The sequence below is a fragment of the Chitinophaga silvatica genome, assembly GCF_003419895.1.
GTDB lineage: Bacteria > Bacteroidota > Bacteroidia > Chitinophagales > Chitinophagaceae > Chitinophaga > Chitinophaga silvatica.
The window spans coordinates 74,277-94,462 of sequence record NZ_QPMM01000004.1; the positions used below are offsets into that span (position 1 = coordinate 74,277).

The following is a 20,186-nucleotide window of genomic DNA, read 5'->3' on the forward strand; positions in this document are numbered from 1 at the left end:
TATTAATTTTGCCTCCATATTTTTATGGAACTTGTAAATCAACCTTTTCCCAAGTTCCTAAAGTCCAATAACATATGAAAGTAACTGAACATATCGCTCAAGCTAAAGATACCCTGATATCTTTTGAAATACTTCCCCCCCTCAAAGGAAAAAGTATTGACTCGATCTATGATCACCTTGATCCTTTGATGGAATTCAAGCCTTCATTTATCAATGTCACCTACCATCGCAGCGAGCATATGTTCAAAAAGAAGGCTGATGGCTCTTTTGAGAAGGTTGAAATTCGCAAACGCCCTGGTACCGTGGGTATTTGTGCTGCCATTATGAACCATTATAATATCGACGCAGTTCCTCACCTTATTTGTGGTGGATTTAGCAGAGAGGAAACGGAAAATGCATTGATCGACCTAAATTTTCTGGGTATCGATAACGTATTGGTATTGCGTGGAGATGCCCCAAAAAATGAAACATTCTTTGAGCCAGACCCCAATGGACATAGTTTTGCCATTGAGTTGCTGGATCAGGTAGCTCACATGAATAATGGTGTATACCTGGAAGATGACCTGCAAGGAGGTGTTAAAACTAACTTTTGTATTGGTGTTGCCGGCTATCCTGAAAAACACTTTGAAGCACCGAATATGCAAACCGATATGTCCCACCTCAAAAAAAAGGTGGAACAAGGGGCAGATTATATTGTAACCCAGATGTTTTTTGATAATCAAAAATTCTTTGATTTTGTGGCCAGATGCAGAGAAATGGGCATAACTGTTCCTATTATCCCTGGATTAAAGCCATTGACAACAAGAAAGCAAATGACCATGTTACCTCGAATTTTTCACGTAGATATCCCTACCGATTTATCTACTGAAATAATGAAATGCAAGTCTGATAAAGATATTGAACAAGTAGGTACCGAATGGTTAATTGCACAGTCGAAAGAATTAAAAGCATTTGGAGTTCCAGTACTTCACTATTATACGCTGGGCAAACCTAAAGTAATTGAGAAAGCGGTTGCTGCTATAGTTTAGGCTTATTATGTGATAGAATAAAAAAATGCCATTACGTAGATACGTAGTGGCATATCCCTATAACTGTCACACTTTTAATAATAAATTTATAACTGTCCTATGATCTGAAACCATCGAAATGATTTCCTCAGATATATAGACGCATCAGAAAATCGCTTCCCCTATAAACTAAAAAAATAATTAAGGCTGATCATGGATCAGCCTTAATTGTTAATACCAAAAACACTTTAACTGGTTATTTTACCAATCTTCCCGGTTAAATAATATTCCAATTTTAACTCCCAGATATTGGTTTTGAAGCTTACTACTCCCTTTATCAATATCCATTAATCCCTGAGCATAGTTAAGACTTAAGGTGATGAAACAATTAAACTCCATTCCTATACTGCCTTCTACGCCGGCATCCCATCTCTGTAGATCTACATCCGTTCCCATTAGGGTAGGTGTAGAACGAAAGTTGATATGCTGGTTATTGGTCTGTACTTGAGTTCCATTATTATAAATAGAAAGGCTATAGTCGCCTCTGACACAATAGGCACCATAGGGGCCTCCCCCTAATACTACCTTCCCAATACCAGTATTTATTTTGTAAAGCAGGTGTACCGGTAATTCCAGGTACTTGAGCTTAATTTCTGTAACATCCGTAGCAAAAGTAGCCTCTGGATGTACTTTTCCAAAGTTAAGCTGCGCTCCTTTTACAGAATAATTCAATCCGGTTTGTATGTGAAAATTCCAACCTAGTGGAATATTTACATAAGGCCCCACCATCCAATTATGGGAAGGAGAGGTTCGAAGGTTAGGATTGGATACAGATGATACAAAATCAGTGTTAAGATAGCCACTGCGCACACCAAGGCTAGCTTGCCCATGAGCAGTTGTTGCAACTAAAATAGTTGCACAAAAGAGTGTAAAAATTTTCATTGTATTCGGTCAATAATTACATAAACGAAATGTCCACAAACGACGATTGGGGAAGAGGTGTATTTTACTATTGGTTCTTGGTTACTGTGATGCGAAAGTACATAAACGTTTTGATTTAAATAAAAAAACCACCTGGATTAACAGGTGGTTTAACTAAAAGTTCATTTTAGTCTACTTTATCGTCCAAATTTATATCCAACGGAAACTCCGAAAGAGTAATTATGGAATTTACGATCGTTATCAGTATAGTAAGCAGTGTTTACTAAACCTATATCACCATTTAAGCCAAAGAATAGACCAACAGGAAGTTCATAACCAACACCAACACTTGCTCCGCTGTCGAATCGTTTTTGTCTCATTAATAATGCTTCATCATTATAAATATCCAGGCTACCAAATGCGGTATTTTTTACTTTACCGCCAACTCCTACTGCAACATAAGGACCTACTGCCAATACCATTCTACCATAGCCTACATCTGGTTTGTACATAAATTGAATAGGCGCTTCCAAATAAGAAATGTTTGCCCTTACATCTGAGTTTTTAAATTTACCTCCTTTACCGGAGTAAAGAATTCCGGTGCCTATATAGCAACCCGGTGCAAATGGAATATCCACTGTAAAACCTGCCCTTAAATTAGTAACCAGTCTCGTGGCCTCTCTGTTATTACTCAGACCCAAGTTTCTGGTTTGGATACTCGAAAATTGGGGCCCGGCAACAATTCCCCACTGAACCTGACCGAATGTAATTGTTGCCACCAGCAATGCTGCCATAGATAATAGTACCTTTTTCATGATCGACATAATTTGAATGATAAAAAAACGGCACCACAGGTTAGATACCGCACTAAATTTCATGTTTGCTAACAAATGAATGAAACCTGTTCTTAGCCTGCCTTTAAAGCACCTCACCCTGATATTTTATAAGTGCAGCCTTATAGAAATACTAAAGATTGGGGCTTAACATTTTCCTAACTATTTTCATAACCTGTGAATAAAATGCTAAATCTTATGCCATAATCGGTATGCAGAGGGCGGAAAGGCAATACCAGAGGGGTTTAAGCAATTTCATCTACTGGTAGGTATAACTAACAAACTGAAAATTGGAAATCGACTACAGACAGGGGTTTTCAAAGAAATAGCCCTGAATCAGAGCAAAGTCTGCATTCAGGGCTATGTCAACAAAACGTTAAAATTTTATATTCTATTGAAAATCAGGTTCAAGCAGGTAGTTATTCTACATTTTACACTAGATATTCTACAGCTTAGTACCCGTATTTTTTACACTACTTCTGTTTATAAATTCCTGCAATTGCTCTACTCCTAACTTCTTGGCCACAATTTTTTTCTTCTCATCCAACAAGTAAATCATTGGTGTGCTATAAACATCGTATAGTCGCCTGTAATTAGTTGCTGCCTGCGGTTCATAACCATGTGTCCAGCCTTTAAGGTCATGATCCTTTATGAACTTAAGCCATTCCTCTTTCGTGCCTTCAGTTTTAATTCCGACCATCGAAACTCCTTTGCTCTTCCAACTCGCTTTGTAGGCCGAATCGAGCCGCGGTATTTCAGTTTTACAATGCCCGCAGGTAGGATCCCAAAATACCAGTACAGTATATTTTCCAGGTATTTTGTAAAGGGAAGTAGGGTTCGATATAATATCCTTAAACTCAAGCGGAGCCGCTTGTTTTCCAATTAAATTTGGTGCTAAGGCATAAGCTCTATCAATTATCTTGCTTAATTGATCCTCATTCAACCAAAATGCATCACCTGCTACATAATACTTCTCTACCAAATGCACGAAAACTGCATCCATTCCCATATAGGGAGACGTTTCATAATGATAGGTTAGCCACCACAGAACGAACTTAAACGTTTCCTTACTTTTACGGGTTTTTGCTAATAAGGCATCACATTCTCCAATAATAGAATCCGGTACAGGAGCTACTAACTGATCAAAATACTTATTCAATTTCCCCTCTAAAATCGGCGTTCTTACCAATCTGTCTGTTTGCAGATCTACATCTTCCCAATAATGTCCTTTAAAATAATGATAGGCAAACAATGAGTCATTTGTTGGATGATCTTTTGGCACCTCTGGCTCTTTCATTGCCAAAAAGATGGTAGAGAGTATATTTCCAGGATGTGAGGTTACAAATGAGTTTCGGAAATCCTGGATTTTCTTTCCAAGTTCCTGCTGTAAAGGAAAAACCTTTGCTGAATCTGCTGCGGTTTTTGCGTTACGCATTTGTTCCTGAATACTACGATTTAAGGCGTCTTGCGCTCCTAAAAAGGAATTATAAGAAAGAAACAACTCATTATCAGGACTATTTTTATAAATAGTTTTTTTAATAAGATCGGTCGTATCTATAGAAACACTAAATGTTTGTTGCTTGTCTATCAGGGTTTCAATGTAATGCTGTTTACCAGGTAGCACAAGCAGGTAAATTCCGGGTAATAGTTTCTCATTCTTTTTCAGAACGGCTACACCGTTTGAATTAACATCGGCAGAATCAGCGAGATAGGTCGATTTCCCCATATAATGGGCAAGGAAGCATTTTCCGCTTTTAAAATTGGGTAGTTCCACAGTGATCTGGTAGCCCTGAGCGTAGGATTGAATTAAGCCTAATAAGCTGGTTACCAATAGTATAAATGATTTACGCATATTATTTAGGAGCAATATGTAAAAATAAGGCTAAAAACTTAAATAGGGAAGCCGTTTGAACAGTAAATAAGCGAATTCATATAAAGGATTCAGCATTTCCAATTACCTTTGCAGCCGTGAGGAAAAAAAATGTTGTTCTAGAAAATGTACCTGTTACTGCCTATGCGGCAGAAGGTAAGGCACTGGCCCGATTGGAAGGCAAAGTTGTTTTTATTGAAGGAGGAGTGGTACCAGGAGATGTGGTAGATGTACGTCTGAGTAAAAATAAAAAGGACTGGGCAGAAGGTAAGGCTATCCATTTTCATAGCTATTCCGACAAACGCGTTACTCCATTTTGTCAGCATTTTGGTGTTTGCGGTGGATGCAAATGGCAAATGTTACCTTATTCCCAACAATTGGAATACAAGCATCAGCAGGTAACAGATAATCTTCAAAGGATAGGAAAATTACAGCTACCTGTAATTGATCCGATATTGGGTAGCGAACATACTGCCCATTATCGTAATAAACTTGAATTTACGTTTAGTAATAAAGCATTTATTACTAATGAAGAGATACAAGCCAATAATGGTGAGATACCGGTAAAACCTGCATTAGGTTTTCATGTTCCTAAATTATTTGATAAGGTATTGAATATTGATACCTGTTATTTGATGGAGGAACCGGTAAACCTGATAAAAAATACTATCCGTGAATACGCAATAAAACACGAACTTACCTTTTACGATATACGTGCCCAACAAGGTTGGTTACGCAATTTGGTAATCCGTTTGTGTACGACCGGAGAAATAATGGTTAACCTGGTAATCAGAAACGAAGATAAAGAGAACAGGGAAGCGTTATTAGACCATCTTCTAAAAACAGTTCCTGCTATCACTACTATCGTATATACTATTAATCCTAAAGGCAACGATAGTATCTTTGATCTCGAACCTAAAGTTTATTACGGTAAGGGATATGCGGAAGAGAAGCTGGAAGACTTTACCTTTAAAATAGGTCCTAAATCTTTTTTCCAGACCAATACCTATCAAGGTGAAGTACTTTACAAAGTAACCAGAGACTTTGCAGGCTTAACTGGTAATGAAGTGGTTTATGATCTTTATTGCGGTACCGGAAGTATTGGTATTTTTGTTTCCCGTAAAGCACGTAAAGTGATTGGTATCGAATTAATCAAAGAAGCAATTGACGATGCCAAAGAAAATGCTGCAAGAAATAATGTAGATAATGCTACATTTTTTGCAGGCGACGTAGTAGATATTTGTAATGATGATTTTTTTGCACTCCATGGCCAACCGGATGTGGTAATTACAGATCCGCCAAGGGCAGGAATGCACGAAAAACTGGTAAATAAACTACTGGAAATTGCTGCACCTAAAATTGTATATGTCAGCTGTAATCCTGCCACTCAGGCCAGAGATCTTGCATTGCTGGATGCCTTATATACAGTAGAAAAGGTTCAACCAGTAGATATGTTCCCACACACCCACCATATAGAAAATGTGGTGTTGTTGAAAAAACGAGTTAATAACTAAGCAACAATGAACGAGTACAGGCCCGGAAAATTTCAGTACCTCCCACTAGTGATCAAAAATCTTATGATCATTAATGGCTTGGTTTGGTTAGTGCAGATAACACTGTTAAATAGATTTGGTTACGATTTAAGCCGTATGTTTGGCTTACACTACTGGGGTTCTGATCTTTTCAGACCATATCAGTTTATAACCCATCTGTTCTTACACGACCCTAAGAATTTTGCGCATGTGCTATTCAACATGTTCACATTGTGGATGTTTGGTGCCACTCTCGAAAATCTTTGGGGGCCTAAGCGTTTCCTGATTTTTTACCTCGTTTGCGGATTAGGCGCTGCCCTATGTCATATGGGCGTGCTTACTTATGAGAATCTTAATCTGACTAAATATGCTCAGGCTTTTCTGAACGACCCTAACTATACCAACTTTGCACGACTGGATAATAAGTTCGACATTGGCAGTGGCTCTTCATTAAGTATGGAAGGCCTAAAAACAATGATACAAGCTAATGATCCACAGGCGATTGATTTAGCTGTAGCTTATGTTAGAGACTATGTACATGAATATCGAAATACTGTTACTATAGGGGCTTCCGGCGCTGTGTATGGTATTCTGTTCGCTTTCGGATTTCTGTTTCCAAATGCCTATATGTACCTGTACTTCCTCTTCCCTATTAAGGCTAAATATGTGGTAGCATTCTTGATAGTAGCCGAATTATGGTCTGGTATTCAAAATTCAGCTGGCGACAATGTTGCACACTTCGCTCACTTAGGTGGTGTCTTATTTGCCTTCCTGCTGTTGAAAGGCTGGTCTAAACGTCGATCCGATTTTTATTAACAGCCGGTTATTAGACGTATTTTTGTATTGTAAAAATTTGTGCCATGCAAGTGTCGGAAAAAGAGAAATCCCACCTCTCTCTAGGAGAAGGAAGGAATATGGTAACACAATTAATAGTCACCAATCTTACAATATTTGTTTTCCTGTTCTTTACAATGGTAATCTATCAGATGGAGAACATTGGAGTACCTCGTTTTTATCAGGATATTATGTCCTGGCTGCGGGTGCCTGCCGATCCGGCAATTCTGGTGAAGAAGCCATGGACACTCATCACTGCTTTATTTACACATATCAAGGTTGTGGATATCTTCAGCAATATGATATGGCTTTGGTGTTTTGGCACCTTGCTGCAACAGACTGCGGGGTATAAACGTATTTTACCATTATATCTCTTCGGAGGTATTTGTGGCTTCCTTTTTTATGTTGCAGGCATGCAATTGATTCCTGCTTTTCATAATGATATTGCTATAAGCACTATTACTGGTGCTGCCGGATGTGTGATGGCATTTGCTATTGGCGTAACTTATATTGCGCCTACTCATCGCGTTTTTCCTATGTTGGTAGGTGGAATTCCTGTATGGGTAATTACGCTGATTTACTGCGGTCTGACAATCGGAACATTAGCCACCTCTAAACTCACTAACCAGATTCCTGAATTAGTAGGTGCTGGTTTAGCCGGCTGGTGGTATATGTGGCAATGGCGAAAAGGAAATGATTGGGGAGCAGGATTAAACAAAATAATTCATAAAGTTGGGCATAGCTTTCACCCTCCTCAGGAAAAAATGGCTGGTAGCGATAATCTTCACTCCGGCTACAAAGCTACTGAACCAACACTTCCATTCAGAAGAATCGGAAAAGTACCTGAACAAAAACTAAACGAAATCCTTGATAAGATTAATACCAATGGCTATTCATCTTTATCACCTGAAGAAAAAGATACACTCTTGAGAGCAAGCAAAACGGAGTAAGTAGGTTACAGATATTAATTTCCGAAATATCGATTCGCGTACAATAAATTGAAAAAATTTATCGTACGCGAATTTTATTTTTGCCAACTCATTTTTTGTTACCTCAATTGCCCCCTATGTTCAAGAAGTATTTTAGTTTTTGCCTGCTTTGGATGAATGCACTATTTGTATGCATGCTCCTGCTAAGCACTTACCTCCCCTCCTTTAATCCAGCTACCTTTTGGTTACCCGGATTTATTGGATTGTTATTCCCTTTCTTGTTCTTGTTGAATTTATTGTTAATCGCAGTCTGGGCATTAACGAAACAGACAAGAGAAATGATGATTGCAATATTTGCAGCCCTATGCTGTCTCCCTGCCGCATTTACTACCTGGGGAATGCATAGGATGCTCGACAATGACGCGTTATTAAAGCAACATGATAATAAGTCATTTACCCTTATGACCTTTAATACAAGCAGCATGGGTCTTACAGCCTATGTTACCGATAAGGCAAAAGAATCTGCTATTTATAATGCAATTGCAGACACCAGCCCCGATATTCTTTGTCTGCAGGAGTTTTATACCAACGAACAAACAGGTAAAGAAAAGCATATCGACAGTATTAAAATGAAAGGGAATTATCCGCACTACTACTTTACCCGCGACAAAATCCATTGGGATACCTGGTGTTATGGCATCATATTATTTTCAAAATATCCGATAATTGATGCGGCGGCGGTTCCTTGCGGTAAGAGTGAATTTGGTAGTGGAAGCAGCTTTTTGCAAGCAGATTTATTGATTAATGAGGATACTATCAGGATCTTTTCTGTACAACTAACCTCATATATGTTCAATAACCAGGATTATGACAACATGAAGGCTCCAAAGGGGAAAGGAATCTTTTCAAAGATGCGAAGAACATTTGCTCAACGCTCTCAACAAGCCTTACAACTTCAGGAACTTATAGCTGTTAGCCCGTATCCGGTTGTTGTTTGTGGTGACTTTAATGATACCCCGGTTTCTTTTACCTATAGAACTATCAGCAGCAATTTGCAGGATGCATTTCTTTCGACTCAATTTGGTTGGGGAAGAACCCTATCCTTTTTATCGCCATCCCTGCGAATTGATTACATTTTACCGCAACGCCGTTTCACTGTTCATGGCAGTAAAACACTGAAAGTTGCACCATCGGAGCATTTCCCATTAATAGCCAGACTATCCCTAAAAAAAGATTAACTTTAGTACTTCAACAAAGCAGGATACGCATTGCGGTTTTTACGACTATTTACGAAAGGATTTTTTTTGATTTGCAACATCGCGGTGGTAATACTTTTTTTGGCAGCATGTTTAGCTCCTTATATTTCACCAGTATGGTTCTGGCCCATTAGCTTCTTAACTCTGACATTTCCTTTCCTGCTTGCGTTAGTGATAATATTTTTAGTAGGATGGGTGTTCTTTAACTATCGCTATGCTTTATTATCATTTATCGCGCTACTATTGGGATGGAAGTCGATTACTGCTTTTGTGGCCTTTAATCCGCCTGCCGGAAACAAAGCACTTGCTGTACCCAAAAGCCTTACGGTGATGAGCTATAATGTAAGTCAGTTTGGGTTGTACAGAGAACGTGACAGTAAGTATAATCGTCAGGCAATGTTTGCAATGATTAAGAAACAGGAACTTGATATAGCCTGTTTCCAGGACTTTTATACCTCGGAAAAGACCAATGATTTCAATAACAGAGAAGATATTTCGCAGGAAATGGGATTTCCTTACCGATTCTTTTCAAGCGACTTTAATCGTAACGGTATGCAGCATTGGGGATCTATTATCTATTCCAAATTCCCCATTATTGCCTCCGATAAAGTAAAAATGAGCGTAGGCCCAAGAAGCGAAAGCCTTATCTATGCCGATATTGTTAAAGGAAACGATACTATTCGAATAATAAATATGCACCTGGAATCTTATAGGTTCAACGAAAAAGATTACACTGCAATCAGAAAAATAAAGAATCAGGAAGATACTGGCCTGGTGGCTACCAAAAGTATCATCCAAAAGATGAGAGAGGCGTATATTCGTCGCAGTCAACAAGCCGATATTGTGGGCAGCTTTATTAACAAAAGTCCATATCCTGTGATTGTATGCGGAGACTTTAACGATACTCCGGCTTCCTATACCTATTTTAGGATAAAAGGTAATTTACAGGATGCTTTTTTAAGAAAAGGATTAGGAATTGGCCGTACCTTTACCGGGCTGGCACCGACACTAAGAATTGACTATATTTTTGTGAGCAAGGATTTTAAAGTAAATAGCTTCCGAAAAATCAACTCCGACCTGTCTGACCATTACCCCGTTATTGCTAATTTAAGTCTGACGGGTAGTCAGGAAAGCGAAATCGTCATTAACAAATAGCTGAATTATTATGAAAATGAATAATATTTTTGTGGCTGATCGATGTTGTTGTCGGAGCATTATTGTACCCGGAAAACAATATTTATCTTTGCAACCACCAATTAAAACATAGATGCTATGAGGGGAACTAGCTCCCGGAGCATCACTTAAAAGATATGTCAGAACTTAAGATATATAACTCGTTACATCGTCAGAAAGAAGTATTTAAGCCATTACACCCCGGGCATGTTGGAATGTATGTATGCGGACCTACAGTATCAGGAGAATCACATCTTGGGCATGCTCGCCCGTATATTACATTTGATGTAGTATTTCGTTATCTCAAACATTTAGGATTTAAAGTACGCTACGTACGTAATATTACAGATGCCGGTCACTTTGAAGAAGTAGATCGTGCAGCTGAAGATAAAATTTCCAAATCAGCCTTGCTTGAAAAGCTGGAACCAATGGAACTGGTGCAGAAATACACCAATTTATACCATTGGGCCATGCTGCAGTTCAACTGCCTTGAACCAAGTATTGAGCCAACCGCTACCGGCCATATTATTGAGCAGATAGAAATGATCAAAACCATAATTGAAAAAGGCTATGCCTATGAAAAGAATGGTAGTGTTTATTTTGATGTTAAAAAATATGCCTCCACCCATGACTACGGCATCCTGAGCGGCAGAGTACTGGAAGATATGTTGGAAACAACCCGTGAATTGGAAGGACAGGACGAAAAACACAATAAAGCCGATTTTGCACTATGGAAGAATGCACCACCAGAGCATATTATGCGCTGGCCTAGCCCTTGGGGCGAAGGCTTCCCTGGCTGGCATATCGAGTGCTCGGCAATGAGCGCAAAATACCTGGGCGATGAGTTTGATATTCACGGCGGAGGAATGGATCTTCAGTTCCCTCATCATGAATCAGAAATAGCCCAAAGTGAAATTGCTCATGGGCATATGATGGCTAAGTATTGGATGCATAACAATATGATCACCATTAATGGCCGTAAAATGGGTAAAGCTTATGGCAATACTATCAAACTCACGGAAATGTTTTCCGGTGAAAATACCCAGCTCGATAAAGCATATAGTCCAATGACTATTCGCTTCTTCGTATTACAAACCCATTATCGGAGCACCCTCGATTTCTCTAACGAAGCATTACAAGCTGCTGAAAAAGGATTGCAAAGATTATGGAGCGCTTACGAAACTTTACAGCAATTAACTTATACCCCGGCAAACGGTCTGCCTGTCAACGAAGAGTTAGATAAACAAATACAGACATGGTGCCTGGAATGTGAAGAATTCATCAATGATGATTTCAACACCGCCAAAGTACTTGCTAATTTATTTGAGCTCACTCCGGTGATTAATTCATTGAAAGGAGGGCAAATAAAAATGCATGAAATCAGTGAAGCAACCTTCAATCAGTTGAAACAAACCTGGGAAACTTATCTAATCAATATTCTGGGTATCCAGATGGATGATAAGGGGCTCGACGATAATAAGCTGGATGGAGTATTGCAAATGCTGATTGAAATGCGTAAAGAGGCTAAAAGCCGTAAAGATTATGCTGCCAGCGATAAGATCAGAAATGAACTGCTTTCAATTGGCATACAATTAAAGGACGAGAAGGACGGTACGGTTTCGTATAGCCTGCAATAAAAACTTCCGATAAATATCATGCGAAAAGCTCTTAGTATACTGTTAGCGCTGGCCATTTTTGCCGGCGCTTGTCAGCAATCTGGCAACAGTAACAATAACAATAATAACGATAGTACAGGAGCCAGTAAGGTAGATAAGATCTTAGGTCCGGTTCCTGTGTTTCAGGCCGATTCTGCCTACGATTATGTAGCCAAACAGGTGAGCTTTGGACCAAGAATACCAAATACTCCGGCACAGGAAAAATGTGCTAACTGGCTGATCGAAAAATTAAAAACCTGGTCAGATACAGTATATGTTCAGAAAACCACGGTTATTGGTCCTAATAAAGAGAAGTTACCTTGTATCAATATCATTGGTAGCTTCAATCCTGCTGCCAAGCAAAGAGTACTTTTACTGGCACACTGGGATACCCGTCCGTGGGCCGATGAAGACGCTTTCGATAAAACAAAGAAAATTGACGGGGCCGATGACGGAGCAAGTGGTGTAGCTGTTTTATTGGAGGCTGCAAGGCAGTTCCATTTACAGCGCCCGGAAGCCGGAATTGACATTCTTCTGGTTGATGTGGAAGATTATGGTTCTAAAACTGACGAAAACTCTTTTTGCCTAGGCACTCAATATTGGGCAAAAAACCCACATATCCCTGGTTATAAAGCCAATTATGGTATATTATTCGACATGGTTGGTGGCCGCGGAACTCAGTTCTATATGGAAGGGTTTTCCAAGCAATATGCCGGCGCACAAATGAAGTTGTTCTGGGATGTAGCAAACCAATTAGGCTATTCTGATTTTTTCAGGTATGAAAACAATGGTGCATTCATCACAGATGATCATGTGCCGGTAAATACCATCGCCAATATTCCAACCTTTGATATTATTGCTTTGCAGCCAAATAATGATTTCGCACCTCATTGGCATACACAAAATGATAATATCAACGTAATAGATCGAAATACCCTGAAAGCGGTTGGCCAAACACTGTTACAGGTCATATATAATCAGCCGTTTGGGTATTAGTGGCTCGCGGAGGAGCAAAGTTTTTTTTAAGAGACATAAGAGATTTTTATAAAGAGATTTTTATAAAGAGATTTTTATAAAGAGATTTTTATAAAGAGATTTTTATAAAGAGATTTTTATAAAGAGATTTTTATAAAGAGATTTTTATAAAGAGATTTTTATAAAGAGATTTTTATAAAGAGGCGAATATTATTAAGGATTCCAAATAAACTCGTGATCCTTAATAATATTCGCCTTTATGTTTTATCAAATTATTGCTCTTAAAAAACCCTTATGCCTCTTAAAAAAACTTTCCTTCTCTGCGAGAAATATCAAAATGTAAATACAATGCGTAGCATTTAATTAATTTAGTGCTATGAATGTGCAGGGAAGCATATTTGATGACGAGAATGTTATCAACATTCCATTATTGAACGGAGAAATGGACTATTACCCCAAATTTTTCTCTGAACAGGAAAGTAATGCCCTTATGCAAGCATTAAGAGCCTCATTAGACTGGAAACAGGAATCTATGAAGCTATATGGCAAAGATATCCTTTTTCCCCGGCTAATGGCCTGGTATGGTGATGCAGGGAGTAATTACAGTTTCTCTGGCAGAAACTATACCCCGGTACCCTGGACGACTGAATTGCTTGAGATCAGGAATCGCCTTACTCCTTTGTGCGGAAAAACATTCAATAGTGTATTAGCTAATCTCTATAGAAACGGAAACGATGCAATGGGCTGGCATGCCGATGATGAGCCGGAACTTGGCCCCCACCCTATTATAGCATCTGTAAATTTTGGAGCTACCAGAAAATTCCGCCTTCGCTATAAGAATAACCATCAACTTACCTACGAACTTCCACTCTCTCATGGTTCTTTGTTAGTCATGAAAGGCACTCTACAGGAATTCTGGGAACATCAGATTCCTAAAACCAAAAAAGTTTTGTCCGAAAGAATCAATCTAACCTTTAGGCATATCACCCCTTAAAAAGTAATATCGCTATGAAGAACCTTGTATTATTAGTCGGAAATGATATCAACAATCTATCATGTGGCCTCAGCTGGAAAGATCTGCTACAGGATATCCTCAATTTTTGCCATGCCGGTGATCAGATCGTCATCGATAATAACAAACCATTTCCTTTACTGTATGAAGAAATATTCTTAACTGCCAGTAAACAACGTAAAATAAGAGAGAAAGACCTCAAATCATTTATTGCAGTTAAAACTGCAGAAATTAAGGGAAATCCAATTCACCAATCAATCAGAAGCCTTAATCCTGCACATATTATCACCACAAATTATGAGTTCACTTTAGAAGGCGGTACACCAATCGAAAATACCAGTATCATCACTGAAAAATTTTATAGCATTTTCAGAAGATACCAGGTCGGACCAACAACATATTGGCATATTCATGGCGACTGCCTCAACCCTATGAGCATCAATCTTGGTTTTGAGCACTATGGCGGCCAGCTGCAGCTAATGAGAAATTATGTAGTCAGCGGTACTTTCTATTCAAGTAAAGATGTTCCAAAAGCTTCTTTGCTTCGAAGGATACACACACATCAGGTATTCTATCATTCATGGATCGATCTGTTTTTTACAAAGGATATACACATATTCGGGCTATCCCTTGATTTTGTAGAAACTGATCTGTGGTGGTTACTAACTTACCGGGCCAGGCAGAAATTCCATCATAAGAATATTCCAATTCCAAACAGGATCTACTATTATATCCCAGAAGAATACGTTGCTGTATCACAGTTTAAGCTTGAACTTCTAACCGCTAATGATGTAACCGTAGTGAGCCTGCCATCAGAAAGCAAAATGGAATATTACGAATCAATCATCCAGATTATACGTAATAAAGAACTGGAACTATGTTAGAAATTTCATTGTAATCCATTCATTATAAGTAACTTATATAGACTATCAAGCGTTCAACAACTAATAATCAACTACGCTGCTATCAAAATGGCTGTTTTATGATGTTTATGCCTGCCTGCTATTAACAGCCCCTACTATCTGTTATACGGTCCGGCAAGGTAAACCTCACATCGTTTTTGGTTGTTAGATACTTGACTAAATCTATATGTTATGCTGATCGAATTAGCAATTACCCTTGCCACTGCTTTTATGGCACCGGTACAGGAACGACAACAGGCCTCCAGAACGGAAATAATCTTTGTAAGAGAAACAAAAGTTCCTTGTACAGGAGTTGCTCCAATGGAATGCCTCCAAATCAGAAAACCTGAAGATAAAGAGTGGAGCAATCTCTATGGTAATATTGCTGGATTCAAGTATGTTCCCGGATACCGCTACCGCTTGAGAGTTCGCGTCTCTCGAGTAAATAATCCTCCTGCCGACGCCAGTTCAATTCAATATTCCTTAATCAAAATATTAAATCGAACTAAAGTCAAAGAACTCTCACCAAATAACTCCATAGGTAATGCCCTTAACAAAAGGTGGACATTGGTCAAGATGAACGGAGAAGAGTTAAAACAATCCGGTATTTGGATGGAATTTGATACCAAAGAAAACCGCATGCACGGTAAAAGCGGATGCAATGGTATGATGGGAGGATACACCCTTTCAGTAAATAATATCTCATTTACTAAAACCGCCGGTACCCTAATGGCGTGCCCTGATAGCAATATGATGCGCAGAGAATATGAGTTCATGAAACAACTCGGCGATCAATCTTTCCAAATCCAGGTTGCAGGCTCAATGGTTACTTTAATGCAACAAGGCACTCCTGTATTTCAGTTTAGACTTGGAAATAAAGGAGATAACTCCTCTGGTAATGTAAATATGGCACTTGGTGGAAGAAAATGGATATTAACTAAATTGAATGGTACCGACGTAAGCAATGCTACCGGAATGTTCCTGATGTTTGATGCACAAAAGAAACGTTTCAGTGGAAAAGGTGGTTGCAATAATATTTTTGGAGCATATACAAATAATAACAACACTATCTCTTTCAAACAAGCTGCCAGCACACGGATGGCATGCACAGACAATACAGTTGCACAAAGAGAATCTGAATTTATTAAGACCTTAAGCGATCATAGTTATCGTTATGAAATAGGTGAAGGAACTTTGAGCCTTTATAACAACGATAATTTAGTGATGCAATTTATCACGGAAGGAAGTCAACCTATTGCCAATATTACGCTTGGAGGAAGAAGGTGGACATTGGAAAAATTAAATGATACGGATTTAAGCGATGTTACCGGAATGTACCTGGAGTTTGATGCAAGAAAAAAACGCTTCAGCGGAAAAGGTGGTTGTAATAATATTTCCGGCGCATACACCAATATCAACAATACTATCACTTTCAAACAGGCTATTAGTACCAGAATGGCTTGCTTGGATAATGATGCAGCACAACGAGAATCAGAGTTTCTTAAGACCTTAAGCGATCGTAGTTATCGTTATGAAATTGATGACAGAACATTAAATCTTTATGACAACGATAAATTGGTAATGCAGTTTTCTACCGAAGGCAGCCATCCTGTTGCGAGTGGCAACATGCGTGAATGGGCATTTATCGGGAGCAAAAAGTGGAATGTCATCAAGTTAAATGATGAAACACTTGCTAATTCAGGTATCTGGTTGCAATTTGACATTAATAAAAAGAGATATAATGGGAAGGGAGGATGTAATAATATTGCCGGAACATATACTTCTGCAAAGGAGGATATTACATTTTCACGAGCAATAAGTACACGCATGGCATGTCCGGATCCCAACGTTATGAGACGTGAATCTACTTTTCTGAATTTGCTAAGTGAGAAAACTTACAGATTTGATATTGCAGATCAAACATTAAATCTTTATGATAAAGATGGAAAAATTGTAATCATGTTTGGTATGCAAAACAAATAATTACCCCTTCAGTTTTGGCATGATATCTTTGAGATATCATGCCAAAGGGGCTCTTATCAACCTTAACTAAAACACTGTGACTACTATTTTTTAAAGGCTCGCCAGATCTGTATGATATGCAAACTGCATAGCATTAGAGGTATCCTTTCCTACGGTTACCACAACAGGAACAATAGTCGCATGTTGCACGGGAACCTGTACCAATATATAATTGGCATCTGCACGTAAAATATGTGCAGTAACGTTACCAAACTTCACCTGGTTCTGATTCCTATCTAAACTAAATCCATGTCCTTTGATTAACAGGAAGTTACCAGCAGTTCCTTTTACTACTTCTGGTGCCTGTTTGCTGGAATTAGAATTGCAGGAAATTAAAGCTGTTGTTAACAGCATGAGGGTAACTACAAACAATTTTAACTGTTTCATTTTATTTACATTCTATTTTTGGGGGTTACAAAACCCTGTTACAAATAATTTCACCGGGGCTAACACCATTGCACTTTTTGCAACTCTTATAAGCAACAGTATTTAAATCGGTACAAAAGCGGATGCAAATTTACGATGTATTTTTCAAATAAAAACACTTTAGTCAAACTTTCTTTTCAAAATACGATCAATTACGTATAGGTGTTGGAGTTTATTTTTTTAATACCTGAAGTTTATTGTATTCATAATTCATTCGGGCAATGTGCAACACTGAAATGGCCTGTGGACAAGCAACTTCGCATGCTTCCGTATTACTGCAGTGACCAAATCCTTCGTTATCCATTTGCTCAACCATATTTTTTACTCTTGCCGCAGCTTCTATTTTTCCTTGCGGTAATAATACAAGATGTGAAATTTTTGCACTTGTAAATAATGCAGCACTGGCATTCTTACAAACTGCAACACAAGCACCGCATCCAATACATGCTGCTGCATCAAATGCAGATTCTGCAACCGGTGACCCAATTGGAATATCATTCGCTTCCGGCGCCTGTCCTGTGTTTACGGAGATAAATCCACCTGCCTGAATAATTCTGTCAAATGCGGACCTATCAACTTTTAAATCACATTTTACAGGAAAAGCAGTAGCTCTGAATGGTTCTATTACAATCAATTCATTATCCTTAAATGTGCGCATATGTAATTGACAGGTAGTTGTATTAGTTAGTGGTCCATGTGGTCTGCCATTAATCATTACTCCACATTGCCCGCATATTCCTTCCCTGCAATCATGATCAAACTCTATAGTCCGCTCATTCTTTTGAATCAGCTGTTCATTGAGCGTATCAAGCATTTCCAGGAACGACATATCCGAACTAATGTCATTTAATGAATAATCTACCATCTTTCCAGCATCACCTTCATGCTCTTGCCGCCAGATTTTTAATCGTATATTCATAACTGTTAGTTATTTATAACTTCTCACTGTTGGAGTTACTACATCAAAATTCAATTCTTCTTTATGTAATTCCGGTCCATTATCCTCTCCTTTATATTCCCAGGCCGAAACAAAAGCGAAATCTTTATCATTTCTCAATGCTTCACCATCCGGCGTTTGATACTCTACTCTGAAATGTGCGCCACAGGATTCATTTCTATATAAAGCATCATTGCACATCAATTCTGCCAGTTCAAGAAAATCTGCAACCCTGCCGGCTTTTTCGAGCTCGCTATTCATAGCTTCTCCTCCTGGTACATGCAAATTTTTCCAAAATTCAGCTTTCAGTTGTCGTATTTCCGTGATAGCAGCCATCAACCCTTCCTTCGATCTCAACAGTCCACATTTATCATATAAAATCTTTCCTAACAACCTGTGAAATTGGTCGGCACTTTGATTTCCCTTGATAGCCAGTAATTTGCTCATGAACTCTTCAACTCCTACCTGAGCTTTTGCAAAAGCAACATCTTCAGTATCAATGGGTCCGGTTTTAATATCCGCTGCCAGATAATTGGCCAGAGTATAAGGAGCAATGAAATAGCCATCAACACACGCCTGTAAAAGTGAATTCGCACCTAATCTATTAGCTCCATGATCCGCGAAATTGGCCTCCCCAATGGCAAATAAGCCTGGTATTGTTGTCATCAACTCGTAATCGACCCATAGCCCACCCATTGAAAAATGCGCTGCCGGAGAAATCTTCATTGGCTCTTTATAGGCATTTACGTTGGTGATTTTCTGATACATGGTAAACAGATTGCCATACTTTTTCCTGATGGCTGCTTCACCCTGATTCTGAATAGCCCTGGTAAAATCGAGATACACTGCATTTCTTAACGGGCCAACACCATATCCTTCATCTATTCGCTCCTTTGCAGCCCTGGAAGCAATATCACGAGGGGAAAGATTACCAAAGGCAGGATACTTTCTTTCTAAATAGTAATCACGTTCCTCTTCAGGAATATTGTTTGGAGAACGTTGATCATCCTGCTTCTTTGGAACCCAGATACGCCCGTCGTTTCGTAAGGATTCCGACATAAGTGTGAGCTTCGACTGATATTCGCCCGATTGAGGCAAGCAGGTTGGATGTATTTGTGTCCAGCTTGGATTTGCCATATAGGCCCCTCTTTTATAAGCTCTCCAGATGGCTGAACCATTAGCTCCCATAGCCAGTGTAGACAGGAAATATATCTTTCCAAAGCCTCCTGTGGCCAATACTACTGCATGGCCGCCATATCGCTCCAGTTTTCCTGTGTCCATGTTCCTCACAATAATTCCTCTCGCTACACCGTCTGTCAACACGAGATCCATCATTTCATGTCTGGCATGTAACTCAACGTTTCCTAGTCCCACCTGTCTCATAAGTGCCTGGTAGGCTCCCAATAATAATTGTTGCCCGGTTTGGCCCCTGGCATAAAACGTTCTGGAAACCTGCACTCCGCCGAAGGACCGGTTATTCAGATATCCACCATATTCTCTTGCAAAAGGAACTCCTTGTGCTACAGCCTGATCTATCAGACTTGCACTGCATTCAGCCAATCTGTATACATTAGCTTCTCTTGATCTGAAATCCCCGCCTTTTATCGTATCATAAAACATCCGGTATACGCTATCACCATCATTCTTATAATTCTTGCAGGCATTAACACCTCCCTGTGCCGCCACGGAATGCGCTCTTCTGGGAGTATCCTGAAAGCAAAAACACTTTACATGGTATCCCATTTCTGCCATTGAAGCAGCAAGTGCACTGCCAGCCAGACCGGTACCCACAACTATTACTGTAAGTTTCTTTCTGTTGGCCGGATTAACCAGGCGGGCATGAGATTTAAAGTTGCTCCACTTTTCTGCCAGCGGCCCATCAGGGATTCTTGCATCAAGCAT

17 protein-coding genes are annotated in these 20,186 nt (G+C 39.1%); 11 read left to right on the forward strand and 6 right to left on the reverse strand.

Going from position 1 to position 20,186, the window contains the following annotated elements; all coding sequences use genetic code 11:
- Window positions 1-74 precede the first annotated feature (74 nt).
- On the forward strand, window positions 75-1,028 hold the full coding sequence (locus DVR12_RS09740) for a methylenetetrahydrofolate reductase (RefSeq protein WP_116975486.1): 954 nt from the start codon (window positions 75-77) through the stop codon (window positions 1,026-1,028).
- 240 nt (window positions 1,029-1,268) lie between these two features.
- On the opposite strand, the gene DVR12_RS09745 is transcribed toward DVR12_RS09740, so the two are convergent.
- The 3 genes from DVR12_RS09745 to DVR12_RS09755 all read right to left on the reverse strand — a co-directional run bounded on the left by DVR12_RS09745 (window position 1,269) and on the right by DVR12_RS09755 (window position 4,613).
- Complete coding sequence (locus tag DVR12_RS09745) at window positions 1,269-1,949, reverse strand: porin family protein (RefSeq protein ID WP_116975487.1); 681 nt, start codon at window positions 1,947-1,949, stop codon at window positions 1,269-1,271.
- A gap of 176 nt (window positions 1,950-2,125) precedes the next feature.
- Entirely contained in the window at window positions 2,126-2,743 is a 618-nt protein-coding gene (locus DVR12_RS09750) for a porin family protein (protein ID WP_158563244.1), read from the reverse strand.
- Window positions 2,744-3,206: 463 nt separating this feature from the next.
- On the reverse strand, window positions 3,207-4,613 hold the full coding sequence (locus DVR12_RS09755; protein ID WP_116975489.1) for a TlpA family protein disulfide reductase: 1,407 nt from the start codon (window positions 4,611-4,613) through the stop codon (window positions 3,207-3,209).
- 116 nt (window positions 4,614-4,729) lie between these two features.
- Between DVR12_RS09755 and rlmD the strand changes: the two genes are divergently transcribed.
- The 10 genes from rlmD to DVR12_RS09805 all read left to right on the forward strand — a co-directional run bounded on the left by rlmD (window position 4,730) and on the right by DVR12_RS09805 (window position 16,882).
- A complete protein-coding gene (gene rlmD, locus DVR12_RS09760) occupies window positions 4,730-6,145 on the forward strand; it encodes a 23S rRNA (uracil(1939)-C(5))-methyltransferase RlmD (RefSeq protein ID WP_116975490.1) in 1,416 nt (471 codons plus the stop codon).
- A gap of 6 nt (window positions 6,146-6,151) precedes the next feature.
- On the forward strand, window positions 6,152-6,979 hold the full coding sequence (locus DVR12_RS09765; RefSeq protein ID WP_116975491.1) for a rhomboid family intramembrane serine protease: 828 nt from the start codon (window positions 6,152-6,154) through the stop codon (window positions 6,977-6,979).
- 44 nt (window positions 6,980-7,023) lie between these two features.
- Entirely contained in the window at window positions 7,024-7,947 is a 924-nt protein-coding gene (locus tag DVR12_RS09770) for a rhomboid family intramembrane serine protease (protein WP_116975492.1), read from the forward strand.
- Window positions 7,948-8,063: 116 nt separating this feature from the next.
- Window positions 8,064-9,164 carry an endonuclease/exonuclease/phosphatase family protein gene (locus DVR12_RS09775; RefSeq protein ID WP_116975493.1) on the forward strand — a complete coding sequence of 367 codons (1,101 nt, stop codon included), beginning with the start codon at window positions 8,064-8,066 and terminating at the stop codon, window positions 9,162-9,164.
- 99 nt (window positions 9,165-9,263) lie between these two features.
- On the forward strand, window positions 9,264-10,337 hold the full coding sequence (locus DVR12_RS09780) for an endonuclease/exonuclease/phosphatase family protein (RefSeq protein ID WP_116975494.1): 1,074 nt from the start codon (window positions 9,264-9,266) through the stop codon (window positions 10,335-10,337).
- A 155-nt stretch (window positions 10,338-10,492) separates the two neighbouring features.
- Window positions 10,493-11,992 carry a cysteine--tRNA ligase gene (gene cysS / locus DVR12_RS09785; protein WP_116975495.1) on the forward strand — a complete coding sequence of 500 codons (1,500 nt, stop codon included), beginning with the start codon at window positions 10,493-10,495 and terminating at the stop codon, window positions 11,990-11,992.
- Window positions 11,993-12,010: 18 nt separating this feature from the next.
- Complete coding sequence (locus tag DVR12_RS09790) at window positions 12,011-13,006, forward strand: M28 family peptidase (RefSeq protein ID WP_199417083.1); 996 nt, start codon at window positions 12,011-12,013, stop codon at window positions 13,004-13,006.
- A gap of 355 nt (window positions 13,007-13,361) precedes the next feature.
- A complete protein-coding gene (locus DVR12_RS09795) occupies window positions 13,362-13,979 on the forward strand; it encodes an alpha-ketoglutarate-dependent dioxygenase AlkB family protein (RefSeq protein ID WP_116975497.1) in 618 nt (205 codons plus the stop codon).
- Between the two features lie 14 nt (window positions 13,980-13,993).
- Window positions 13,994-14,881, forward strand: a complete 888-nt coding sequence (locus tag DVR12_RS09800) for an SIR2 family protein (RefSeq protein WP_116975498.1) — start codon at window positions 13,994-13,996, stop codon at window positions 14,879-14,881.
- Between the two features lie 210 nt (window positions 14,882-15,091).
- A complete protein-coding gene (locus tag DVR12_RS09805; RefSeq protein WP_116975499.1) occupies window positions 15,092-16,882 on the forward strand; it encodes an META domain-containing protein in 1,791 nt (596 codons plus the stop codon).
- A 90-nt stretch (window positions 16,883-16,972) separates the two neighbouring features.
- Here DVR12_RS09805 and DVR12_RS09810 read toward each other — a convergent pair whose 3' ends face one another.
- The 3 genes from DVR12_RS09810 to DVR12_RS09820 all read right to left on the reverse strand — a co-directional run bounded on the left by DVR12_RS09810 (window position 16,973) and on the right by DVR12_RS09820 (window position 20,186).
- Window positions 16,973-17,308, reverse strand: coding sequence for an IPT/TIG domain-containing protein (locus DVR12_RS09810; protein WP_116975500.1), 336 nt, complete (start codon window positions 17,306-17,308; stop codon window positions 16,973-16,975).
- A 211-nt stretch (window positions 17,309-17,519) separates the two neighbouring features.
- Entirely contained in the window at window positions 17,520-18,266 is a 747-nt protein-coding gene (locus tag DVR12_RS09815) for a succinate dehydrogenase/fumarate reductase iron-sulfur subunit (RefSeq protein WP_116975501.1), read from the reverse strand.
- Window positions 18,267-18,275: 9 nt separating this feature from the next.
- Window positions 18,276-20,186 (reverse strand): fumarate reductase/succinate dehydrogenase flavoprotein subunit, encoded by a 1,911-nt coding sequence (locus tag DVR12_RS09820; protein ID WP_116975502.1) that lies wholly within the window; start codon window positions 20,184-20,186, stop codon window positions 18,276-18,278.

What these genes read in the sequence shown, in the direction of transcription:
- DVR12_RS09805 (WP_116975499.1), top strand. Translation starts at nt 15,092, where the DNA reads ATGCTGATCGAATTAGCAATTACCCTTGCCACTGCTTTTATGGCACCG.
- DVR12_RS09815 (WP_116975501.1), bottom strand. Translation starts at nt 18,266, where the DNA reads ATGAATATACGATTAAAAATCTGGCGGCAAGAGCATGAAGGTGATGCT.
- DVR12_RS09820 (WP_116975502.1), bottom strand. Translation starts at nt 20,186, where the DNA reads ATGCTTGATGCAAGAATCCCTGATGGGCCGCTGGCAGAAAAGTGGAGC.
- DVR12_RS09800 (WP_116975498.1), top strand. Translation starts at nt 13,994, where the DNA reads ATGAAGAACCTTGTATTATTAGTCGGAAATGATATCAACAATCTATCA.
- DVR12_RS09770 (WP_116975492.1), top strand. Translation starts at nt 7,024, where the DNA reads ATGCAAGTGTCGGAAAAAGAGAAATCCCACCTCTCTCTAGGAGAAGGA.
- DVR12_RS09790 (WP_199417083.1), top strand. Translation starts at nt 12,011, where the DNA reads ATGCGAAAAGCTCTTAGTATACTGTTAGCGCTGGCCATTTTTGCCGGC.
- DVR12_RS09750 (WP_158563244.1), bottom strand. Translation starts at nt 2,743, where the DNA reads ATGAAAAAGGTACTATTATCTATGGCAGCATTGCTGGTGGCAACAATT.
- DVR12_RS09755 (WP_116975489.1), bottom strand. Translation starts at nt 4,613, where the DNA reads ATGCGTAAATCATTTATACTATTGGTAACCAGCTTATTAGGCTTAATT.
- DVR12_RS09745 (WP_116975487.1), bottom strand. Translation starts at nt 1,949, where the DNA reads ATGAAAATTTTTACACTCTTTTGTGCAACTATTTTAGTTGCAACAACT.
- DVR12_RS09810 (WP_116975500.1), bottom strand. Translation starts at nt 17,308, where the DNA reads ATGAAACAGTTAAAATTGTTTGTAGTTACCCTCATGCTGTTAACAACA.
- DVR12_RS09775 (WP_116975493.1), top strand. Translation starts at nt 8,064, where the DNA reads ATGTTCAAGAAGTATTTTAGTTTTTGCCTGCTTTGGATGAATGCACTA.
- DVR12_RS09795 (WP_116975497.1), top strand. Translation starts at nt 13,362, where the DNA reads ATGAATGTGCAGGGAAGCATATTTGATGACGAGAATGTTATCAACATT.
- DVR12_RS09740 (WP_116975486.1), top strand. Translation starts at nt 75, where the DNA reads ATGAAAGTAACTGAACATATCGCTCAAGCTAAAGATACCCTGATATCT.
- DVR12_RS09765 (WP_116975491.1), top strand. Translation starts at nt 6,152, where the DNA reads ATGAACGAGTACAGGCCCGGAAAATTTCAGTACCTCCCACTAGTGATC.
- cysS (WP_116975495.1), top strand. Translation starts at nt 10,493, where the DNA reads ATGTCAGAACTTAAGATATATAACTCGTTACATCGTCAGAAAGAAGTA.